At 46.8% G+C, this 9,645-nt stretch carries 8 protein-coding genes; all 8 read right to left on the minus strand.

Annotated features, from left to right (window positions below; genetic code table 11):
* Positions 1 to 418: 418 nt before the first annotated feature.
* The 8 genes from cysK to SIN01_RS12545 all read right to left on the minus strand — a co-directional run bounded on the left by cysK (position 419) and on the right by SIN01_RS12545 (position 9,541).
* Entirely contained in the window at positions 419 to 1,339 is a 921-nt protein-coding gene (gene cysK / locus SIN01_RS12510) for a cysteine synthase A (protein WP_047035043.1), read from the minus strand.
* Positions 1,340 to 1,488: 149 nt separating this feature from the next.
* Positions 1,489 to 2,367, minus strand: coding sequence for an Hsp33 family molecular chaperone HslO (hslO, locus tag SIN01_RS12515; RefSeq protein WP_010024948.1), 879 nt, complete (start codon positions 2,365 to 2,367; stop codon positions 1,489 to 1,491).
* A gap of 19 nt (positions 2,368 to 2,386) precedes the next feature.
* Positions 2,387 to 3,151, minus strand: a complete 765-nt coding sequence (locus tag SIN01_RS12520; protein WP_010024949.1) for a type III pantothenate kinase — start codon at positions 3,149 to 3,151, stop codon at positions 2,387 to 2,389.
* Positions 3,152 to 3,298: 147 nt separating this feature from the next.
* Positions 3,299 to 5,320, minus strand: coding sequence for an ATP-dependent zinc metalloprotease FtsH (gene ftsH, locus SIN01_RS12525; protein WP_047035042.1), 2,022 nt, complete (start codon positions 5,318 to 5,320; stop codon positions 3,299 to 3,301).
* A gap of 130 nt (positions 5,321 to 5,450) precedes the next feature.
* On the minus strand, positions 5,451 to 5,987 hold the full coding sequence (gene hpt / locus SIN01_RS12530) for a hypoxanthine phosphoribosyltransferase (protein WP_010025371.1): 537 nt from the start codon (positions 5,985 to 5,987) through the stop codon (positions 5,451 to 5,453).
* Positions 5,984 to 7,420 carry a tRNA lysidine(34) synthetase TilS gene (gene tilS, locus SIN01_RS12535; protein WP_010025373.1) on the minus strand — a complete coding sequence of 479 codons (1,437 nt, stop codon included), beginning with the start codon at positions 7,418 to 7,420 and terminating at the stop codon, positions 5,984 to 5,986. The genes hpt and tilS overlap by 4 nt, the downstream gene beginning before the upstream one ends.
* A gap of 449 nt (positions 7,421 to 7,869) precedes the next feature.
* Positions 7,870 to 8,820: a serine/threonine protein kinase PrkT gene (prkT, locus tag SIN01_RS12540; RefSeq protein WP_029548203.1), complete on the minus strand. Its 951-nt coding sequence runs from the start codon at positions 8,818 to 8,820 to the stop codon at positions 7,870 to 7,872.
* Complete coding sequence (locus SIN01_RS12545; RefSeq protein ID WP_010025375.1) at positions 8,801 to 9,541, minus strand: VWA domain-containing protein; 741 nt, start codon at positions 9,539 to 9,541, stop codon at positions 8,801 to 8,803. Before SIN01_RS12545 ends, prkT begins: the two co-directional genes overlap by 20 nt.
* Positions 9,542 to 9,645: the final 104 nt, after the last annotated feature.

A 9,645-nucleotide genomic window follows, 5' to 3' on the forward strand; every position in this document is an offset into this window, starting at 1 on the left:
GGAAGTTCCTTTCTAATTAGCGAAAGTTCCTTCCATGTATGATGGACTCGTGTCCTTTCGGTGCTGAATCGCCGCTTCGGTTGCTCGCTTGCCGCGGGCGCTCCGCGAACCTCCTCAGACATACAGGAATCTGCGGGGCCTTGCTGGCACGCATCAACAAGGCGCGATCCCGTAGACGCCCGAGCACCTCCGCTTTGATTCAACACTCTTGGACCTAGTAGCGCTCGCTCCTTCAGTCCAAAATCATAAACATTCTGAACTTGTAAAAATAAAAAAGAAACCAGGCTACGTTGCTGTGAACCCCAAAAGTTGACTGCTTATCGTCCAACTTTTTGGGGGCAGTTCGCGCCCTGGTCTTTTATTGTCCTTCTGCAATCCGCTCGAGTTCATGCATCAGACTTTATTATTTTAGCAGTGGTTAAGCTTCAACCTGATAGAGCGGCGTGCTTAAATAACGCTCGCCATTATCAGGCACAATGACAACAACTTTTTTACCTTTGCCCAGTTTCTTTGCAACCTGAACACCGCCGTAAATCGCGGCTCCACCGGAAATGCCGGCCAGGACGCCTTCTTTTCTACCTGCAAGACGTGCATACTCAAATGCTTGTTCGTTTGTCACATCAAGCACTTCATCATAAACTTCCGTATCCAAAGTATCGGGAACAAATCCTGTACCAATTCCTTGAATTTTGTGCGGACCGCCTTTGCCGCCGTTTAACACCGGTGAATCCTTTGGTTCAACTGCATAGACTTTGATGTCGTTAAATTTCTCTTTCAGGGCTTTGCCGCTCCCACTAAGCGTACCGCCGGTTCCAACACCGGCAACAAACGCATCCAGCGTGTCAAATGCAGCGGCAATTTCCTTACCGGTCGTTTCATAGTGTACCTTTGGGTTTGCCGGGTTCTTAAATTGCTGTGGTAGGAAATAGCCTTTTTCTTTAGCAAGTTCTTGTGCTTTTTCAATTGATCCCTTAATGGCTTGGGCTCCTGGGGTTAGAATGACTTCCGCGCCGTAAGCCTTAAACAATTTGCGTCGTTCAATGCTCATTGTCTCCGGCATAACCAAAATCGCTTTATAGCCTTTCACTGCAGCAACTAGAGCCAATCCGATACCCGTATTGCCGCTTGTCGGTTCAATAATCGTATCGTTCGGCTTCAATTTTCCTTCCTTTTCAGCCGCTTCAATCATAGCCAATGCGATCCGATCCTTCACACTGCTTCCTGGATTGAAGTATTCAAGCTTTGCATACAGCTCTGCATCGTTTTCATCTGTTAAGTGGTTGAGACGAACAACAGGCGTATTTCCAATCAATTCCGTAACCGAATTTGCAACAGTCATGAAGTATCCCCCTCTTAAATCCTTAGTAATCATGTATGATTTATATACTATATTAACAGTACATCATGCGAGCGTCAAATAAAAAAACAGCTTTCTCTCAAAAAAAGAGTGCCTCTCACTATTCCTAGCGTTTGAGACACCCTTCTCGCTTAGTTCTTTTTAGCAATTAATGCATGTAATTCAGCGGCGCTAAATTGATAATGTGTTTCACAAAAATGGCAAACGACCTCTGCTCCGTGGTCTTCGTCAATCATGGCTTGAATTTCCTTGTCGCCAAGGCCTTGAAGCGATTGGCTAAATTTCTCCTTTGAACAGCTGCAATGAAAAGCTGCCCCGTGCTTCTGCAGCACCTTGTAATCCCCGTCCGGGAAAAGGTCGTCCAGCAGCTGTTCCGGTGAATGGCCCGCATCAATTAATTTTGAGATTGGCGGAATCGCTTTTAGCCGCTCTTCCAACCGATCGATCGCTGCATCATCGGCACCGGGAAGCACTTGAATAATAAATCCACCCGATGCCTTCACCGACTGATCCGGATTAACAAGTACACCGACACCGACTGCTGAAGGGATTTGTTCCGAGCGGGCAAAGTAATACGTAAAGTCATCGCCAAGCTCTCCGGAGACAATGGGCACACGTCCGGTAAAATTCTCCCGCAGTCCAAGATCTTTGACGACACTCAAAAAACCATTGTTCCCAACCGCACGCGCAACATCAAGTTTTCCATGAGCATTCAATTCAAAATGTACTTGGGGATTAGTTACATAGCCGCGTACCCGACCGTTTGTATCCGCGTCGGCAACAATCGCTCCAATCGGACCGCCACCTTGTATCGTAACCGTTACTTTTTCATCACCTTTTTCTTGTGCGGCCATCATCATCGTTGCGGTTATCGTTCGCCCTAGCGCTGCCGTTGCCGTCGGCCATGTCTGATGGCGTTTTTGTGCTTCGTTAACCGTCTCCGTAGTCACCGAAGTGATCACGCGAAGGTTTCCGTCACATGCGAGTGCTTTAATAAAATAATCGCCCATATGCAGACCTCCATTCATGTTAAGCGTTTTGCAGATAAATAAGATAAAGTCCTTTAAGTGTCAGAAATGGATCAACATGATCAATCATATCGGTCTCATTCGAGATCAACCGGCACAACCCTCCGGTTGCGACCACAACCGGATCGCCCGCTGCCTGCTTCTTCATCCGTGAGACAATGCCTTCCACTTGTCCGACATAACCGAAAAGCACACCGGACTGCATGGCGTGAATCGTGTTCCGACCAAAAATGCTCGGCGGTTTCGTAATTTGAATCCTTGGCAATTTCGATGCACGCTCATACAATGCCTCCGTCGCAATATCGATTCCAGGTGCAATGGCGCCGCCAATATAAGATTGTGTCTCGTCGATGTAGGAATACGTTGTCGCTGTTCCAAAATCAATCACAATCATTGGTGCTTGATAGTCATGGATTGCAGCGACTGCATTGACAATCAAGTCTGCACCAAGTTCTCTCGGATGTTCATATTTCAAATTCAGGCCGGTCTTAATTTCAGGGCCGACAACAATCGGCTGTAGGTGAAAATATTTTGTACACAGCCGTTCTAACGCGAACATAATCGACGGCACTACTGAAGAAATAACGACTCCGTTGAAATCCGCAAACGAAAGTCCCGCATATTTAAAAAGATCGTTAATCAGCATACCAAACTCATCTTCAGTTCTTTCACGGTTGGTCGATACGCGCCAGTGATTGGTCAATACACCGTCGGCATAGGTGCCAAGCACAACATGAGTATTCCCAACATCACAAACAAAGATCATCTTTTTTCCTCCTGTTTCACAGCCGTGTGGTTGGTTAACATCTTATTAACTCGGCAAAACACTTATCCCTTCCTGCCCTGTATGAAAAAAGGAGACGCTCCCTAATCTGGAGAGTCCCCCTTTATTTATGCAACAGAAGCTTGGAAATCAGAGCTTATGCTCGTCATCCTTGTTCACCTGATCTGATGAATCGGGTTCGGTCTTCGCCTCAACCGGGCGGTCATCTTTTGGATGAATCGTCACTTTAACGTCAGTAGCAGGTTTTTCTGCCCCCTCATCCGGAGCAACCGCTGTCGCATCTTCTTTATCGCTGTCTTCTGAAGCATAACGCGTCTTGCTTGGTTCAATATACTTCCCGGTTTCATACAACGATTTGATCTGCTCTTCTTCCAGTGTCTCCACTTTGAGCAGTGTCTGAGCGATCAGTTCCAGCTTATCGCGATGTTCCGTAAGCAGCTTCTTGCAACGGTCATATTCCAACTTAACCAGACGCTGCACTTCCTGGTCAATCTCAAAAGCAATCGCATCACTATAGTTCTGTTCGTTTTGAATATCACGGCCGAGGAACACCTGTCCGCTGTCATTATTGCCAAATTGCATTGGGCCAAGCTTATCGCTCATACCGAATTCAGTAACCATTCGCCGAGCAAGATTGGTTACACGCTGTAGATCATTGCTTGCACCTGTTGAAATTTCCCCAAACGTAATCTCTTCAGCGACGCGTCCACCGAGCAAACCACAAATCTTTTCGAGCAGTTCCGGCTTGGTCATGAAGTAGCGGTCTTCTTTCGGCAGAGAGACGGTGTAGCCGCCAGCCTGACCACGAGGAATAACGGTAACTTTGTGTACTTCATCAGCACCCTCAAGTGCAAGGCCAATGATAGTGTGCCCGGATTCGTGATAAGCGACAATGTTCTGTTCTTTTTTCGAAATAACCCGCGATTTCTTGGCAACGCCGGCAATCACACGTTCAACGGCTTCATCGATGTCTTCCATGTTGATTACCTTTTTATTGGCCCTAGCCGCAACCAGCGCTGCTTCATTCAGCAGGTTTTCCAAGTCGGCGCCCGAGAAACCTGGGGTTAGTTTTGCTACAGTCTTTAGATCAATTTCTTTCGCAAGCGGCTTGTTGCGGGCATGTACACGAAGTACTGCCTCGCGGCCGACAAGATCCGGACGGTTAACCGGAATTTGGCGATCGAAACGGCCCGGACGCAGAAGAGCCGGGTCCAGAATATCCGGACGGTTGGTGGCTGCAATGATAATAATACCTTCATTGGCACCGAAACCATCCATTTCAACGAGCAGTTGGTTCAAGGTTTGTTCGCGTTCGTCATGACCGCCGCCGAGACCGGCACCGCGCTGACGACCAACCGCATCAATTTCATCAATGAATATAATACATGGCGAATTCTTCTTTGCCTGTTCAAACAAGTCGCGCACACGCGACGCACCGACACCGACAAACATTTCAACGAAATCCGATCCGCTGATTGAGAAGAACGGCACGCCCGCTTCACCTGCTACCGCACGCGCCAGCAAGGTTTTACCGGTACCTGGGGGGCCTTCAAGCAAAACACCTTTTGGAATTCGTGCACCCAAAGACACGAACTTGCGCGGATCTTTCAAGAAGTCGACAATCTCGACAAGTTCCTGTTTTTCTTCATCCGCTCCGGCCACATCTTTAAATGTAACCTTCTTCTTATCTTCCGAATAGAGCTTCGCTTTGCTTTTGCCGAAATTCATTACTCGGCCGCCACCGCCTTGCGCCTGATTCAACAAGAAGAAAATCAAGAAGAAGATAATTGCAAAGGGAATTAACGATGTGACGAACGTTAACCATCCGTTTGCACGTTCCTCCGGTTTTACATCCAACTTGTATTGCGCGGCCATATCCGTAACTTGGTTAACGGCCTTGTCGCTTGCCGGCAAATAGGCCTTGAACGTAGTATTTTCATCAGCGCTCTTCAAATGTCCTGTTGCTGCATAGACACTGCCTTCCGGTTGTAAGGTCAGCTGATCTACATTACCCTGACTCAGATTGGTTTGAAAAGCACTGTAGGTCATCGGTTTCACGGTGCGGTTTGTTTCCGTCAGCCAGCTTACGATGCCGATGATCACTAAAGCAATAAATAAATATATGATAATATTCTTAAAAAGTCGATTCATGCCTTACCTCCTCCCGCTCTAAAAACAATCATATTTTATAGTACCACATACAAATGTTGCCACTCAACAAATTACATTTTTGCCATCGGCGGGCCTCGTTTCGACTTCCGCCCTGTTTATCGCTTCCTTATCACTGATAGATCTCAGGCTTCAGCACACCGATAAATGGAAGATTGCGGTATTTCTCGGCATAGTCGAGACCATACCCCACTAGAAAGGCATTAGGAACCGTGAATCCTGATAAATCAGGAGCGATCTTCGCCTTCCGTCCTGACGGCTTATCCAAAAGCGTCACAATTTTAATGGACTTCGCTTTCCTCGTTTTAAATAGTTCGACCAGATAGCTCAAGGTAAGTCCGCTGTCAATAATATCCTCAATAATTAATATATCCCGGTTTTCCACTGATGTATCCAAATCCTTAAGAATCTTCACTTCACCTGATGATACGGTAGAATTGCCATAACTGGATACATCCATAAAATCAATTTCAATCGGAACGGTGATTTTTTTGATCAGATCAGCCATAAAAGGAAGTGCTCCTTTTAATACGCCGATCACGAGCGGAAAAGACTGCCCGTATTCTTCCGAAAGCATTACTCCGAACTCACTGACCTTCTCTTGTATTTCACGCTCCGTAATTAATATTTCCTTGACGTCATCCTTCATGCCTGCGTCCTCCCAAAACCTGAAAACGGTATAAATTTAAGCTTCACGTATTCTTTTTTCTCTGAAGTCCGGGGTGATGGTAATGCAATGCCCCGTTTCAACAGCGGCAGCCACAGTACGCGGCCTTTTGAATCCGTGATCAACGGCCAACGTTTTCGCTGATTACGGTCAACTTTTTCGTTAATAAATATACGCTGAATTTTCTGCGAACCCGTCATTCCATTGGGTCTCATTCGGTCGCCGGAGCGTATCGTTCGCACATAAAGCGGCAGCGAAACGACTTCTGGATCAAAAATAAGACAAGAAGCATCCGTTGCACAATGTTTCAGAAAATCAATAGTTAATGTGTCTGCTTCAAAAATACCGGACCGACAATTCGTTTGACCGGGAATGGATAATTTGATTGGTTTGCTGACCTCATCTTCTGTCGGCAGAAACCCGATCATGCAGGTTTCATACGAGACGCTTGCCGTTAAGCCTCCGGGAAGAGTCATGTTTCCCGAGGAACGGCCGGCGTGCAGAAACTGTAGTAGGCCTTCAATATGTATTGGCTGGTGCATCGGCTGCAGCTGTTGATTTGTGTAGAGATAACATAATACTAGATGAATTGTCCGTCTTTGTAAAGCAGGATGAACAGCAAGAAGATTAGGAATTGAAAGCGCATAGATTGATTTTTGTTTTTTTAAAGTAACCGATTTCAACTGCGACTTAGCCAAATCGTTGAGCAACGATTCATCCTCGGTAATCCGCTCACTTTCGTATTGAAATTTAAGATGAACTTTAGGATTTTCCTTTTTTAAAAAAGGAAGTACATATTTGCGAAACCGATTTCGCGTATGCACGTCTGATTGATTCGAAGGGTCGTTTCTTGAGACAATACCGTTTGCGGCACAATAGCGTTCCAGATCACGCTTTGTCTGTGAAAGAAGCGGTCGAACAAGTTCTCTTCCGGCAAAGGGACGGCGTACAGGAATCCCCGCACGGCCAATGCCGACTGTCCCACGCACCGCACGCATCAGCATTGTTTCCACCTGATCGTCTCCATGATGTGCCAGAACCAGCGCATCAGCATGGAAGGTGTCCATTGCTTCCGCGAAAGCTCGATAGCGCAACGCACGCGCAGCGGTCTCGAGGCTGATCTTTTGCGCACGGCTCCATGCACGTGCGTCCACCTTTTTCCCTATAAAAAGGATATCCCTTTTCGCGCAAAAACATGCGACATAATTTAAGTCTTCGCTGCTGTCCTTTCCGCGCAGTGCATGATCCACCGAACAGACAGCTAGTTCAAGCCCCCATTCACGCTGCTTTTCCGCGAAATAAAGAAGCAGCGCCATGGAATCCGCACCGCCGCTGACCCCGAGCAGCAGCCGGGATCCGTGTTGAATTAAATGATGGCTCTCGATAAATTGCGTCACGTTTTCATTAACGGTCATCGTAAAATTCTCCCTTGCCTCCGGTCACCTTTTCATACTAGCATAGAAATTTCAAGGAAAATAGTATCCGTGCAACGAGGTCTTCGCTCTCGTCAAAAGACTAAGCGCAACCAAGTTTTCTTTATAATGTATGTCCACCATACGCTAAAAATCACATCACATGAACTACATCAGGAATAAATTCCCGAGTTTCTTGGGTTTTAGAACTTTTTGAGTTACGCTATTCCTGATTAGGGTACACTCTGATTATGATTCCTTTGAGAGCCATGATTTCTCACCTCTTTTCGATAAAGATATTATAACCTATGTTCCTAATTTATGGTAAAGTATCGGCATAATATCAGTTGATTGAGGCGTTGAAAATGCTAATACATGGAAGAATCAATGTCTATGCATTCACCTTTCATTTAATTCATTTCTGTGAATTAATTCACGGGCTTTCTTGCCTGTCACATCACGTAAATAACAACAAATAAAATATAGGCAGTAATTAATACGGAAGCAGCTGCCCAGGCCGGCCGCCAGTTGTTTTGATTACGCTTGATCGCATGCCTCTGCTGCCGGTGCTGATGCCGCTTCACTTGCGGCGACACCGGTTGCGGACTTGCCATGATTTCGAGAAGCAGTGCCTGCCGCAACTCTTCTGCGTGCGTATAGTGCCCCTGCACCCCCTGCAGGAGTGGACGGTGAATCGTTGCAAGCTTAGGGTTTGTTTTAATTAAATGAATCAGCTGCTGCTGCGGTGCGCGTGATCGCTCGATTCGTTTTCCTAGTGCTGCATTGATTAAGATCATCACACAGGAAAACAAGTCATAACTGGGTTCCGCGCGGCGGCTGCCAATTCCCCAATAACCGCGGTCAAAAAACTCCGTATATTCACGGACAGATCTGCCAATACGGGTCACACCACCAAAATCAAGGCAGCGAATGGAATGGCCCGGATGCATCAGGATCAAATTCTCCGGCTTCAGGTCGCCGAAAATATAGCCGGCCTGATGAAGCTGGCTGAGTTGTTTGAGCAGCTGCAACATGTACACAAGTACCCAGTCAAACGGTTTCCGTTTCAGCGCTGAAGAAAGCGATTCGCCCTTCAGATATTCCATTGCACAGAAACCAATGGTCCGTCCACCACGCATCCAGTCGTCGCTATCATACAAAGAAGGCCCCAGAGGACCTCCTTGAAGCGTTTCAAACTGCTGAAGCACATGTACCTCTGAAATCAATGAGGCGCGGTCTTTGGCTAACTTGATGGCGATTGTACGCGTACCATCATGCCCCAGATATACCGTTCCTTGAGCACCGCTTCCTAACCATTTGACCAGCCGATACTGCTTTCGGTGCCATTTGCCGATGATGACCGTACCTGCTGCAAAGCGCAAGTCATCTCGGTCCGTCATCATAGGCCTCATCATCATTGCGGAAGAACCCGTGTTTTCTGGAAAGCGAAATGAAACTTTTTATCGCTTCTTTAAGCGCCGGTCCGGTAGGCGTTATCCCATGCGAGCTGATTTTATCAAAAGTACGTTCAATATCATCCAATTGAGGTGTCCAAGCAACCACCTTTTGAACAGATTTTCGTTTCCCGGGAAATAAATACAAACAAAATTGATTTTCGCCCATTCGTGCCGATAAGCTGAGCGATAGATCGGTCAACGCTTCGCGTACCGTTGGCAACTTGTTTTTCATGCTGGCGCTGGTATCCACAAGAATACAAACTTGAAGATCCGATGTCTCTCCAACTTCCTCAACAACTTCCATGACTTCGCCGCGTTTTTCAGGTGGGAGATCTTCCACAGTACCCGAATCACCGAGGATATCCTGCAGCTGCTGATTGATCACCCCAGTGATCGTCTGAGTCATCGCCTGTTTGGTCACCATTTGAACCGTTTGGGCCAATTGTTTTGTCTGAACAATCTGACTGATCCCGCCACCTGCCTCAGCAATGTTTTCGATTTCATGAAGTCCGTGGCCATCCTCGGTATCATATTTATCCAGCACGCCAATGACGTTCACCGTAATTCCCTGTTCACGCGCCAACGCAGCCATTGCAACCGGATCTTCTCCTTCATTGGAACATCCATCCGTGATTAATAGAATTTGCTTTAACATGCCTTTCTTCATCGAACTTTTCAACTCCTCCTTGAAACTAGCATTATGATCGACAGGAAAAGTAGATTTTATACCGTTCGATTAGAAAAACCGGGCGAAAAGCGCCCGGTCCTTAC

The sequence above is a fragment of the Sporolactobacillus inulinus genome (genome assembly GCF_006539285.1).
Taxonomy (GTDB): domain Bacteria; phylum Bacillota; class Bacilli; order Bacillales; family Sporolactobacillaceae; genus Sporolactobacillus; species Sporolactobacillus inulinus.

Bases quoted from the DNA above. Each gene is read 5' to 3' on its own strand.
- SIN01_RS12520 (WP_010024949.1), bottom strand. From the start codon at position 3,151: ATGATCTTTGTTTGTGATGTTGGGAATACTCATGTTGTGCTTGGCACC.
- prkT (WP_029548203.1), bottom strand. From the start codon at position 8,820: ATGATGACGGACCGAGATGACTTGCGCTTTGCAGCAGGTACGGTCATC.
- ftsH (WP_047035042.1), bottom strand. From the start codon at position 5,320: ATGAATCGACTTTTTAAGAATATTATCATATATTTATTTATTGCTTTA.
- tilS (WP_010025373.1), bottom strand. From the start codon at position 7,420: ATGACCGTTAATGAAAACGTGACGCAATTTATCGAGAGCCATCATTTA.
- hslO (WP_010024948.1), bottom strand. From the start codon at position 2,367: ATGGGCGATTATTTTATTAAAGCACTCGCATGTGACGGAAACCTTCGC.
- SIN01_RS12545 (WP_010025375.1), bottom strand. From the start codon at position 9,541: ATGAAGAAAGGCATGTTAAAGCAAATTCTATTAATCACGGATGGATGT.
- hpt (WP_010025371.1), bottom strand. From the start codon at position 5,987: ATGAAGGATGACGTCAAGGAAATATTAATTACGGAGCGTGAAATACAA.
- cysK (WP_047035043.1), bottom strand. From the start codon at position 1,339: ATGACTGTTGCAAATTCGGTTACGGAATTGATTGGAAATACGCCTGTT.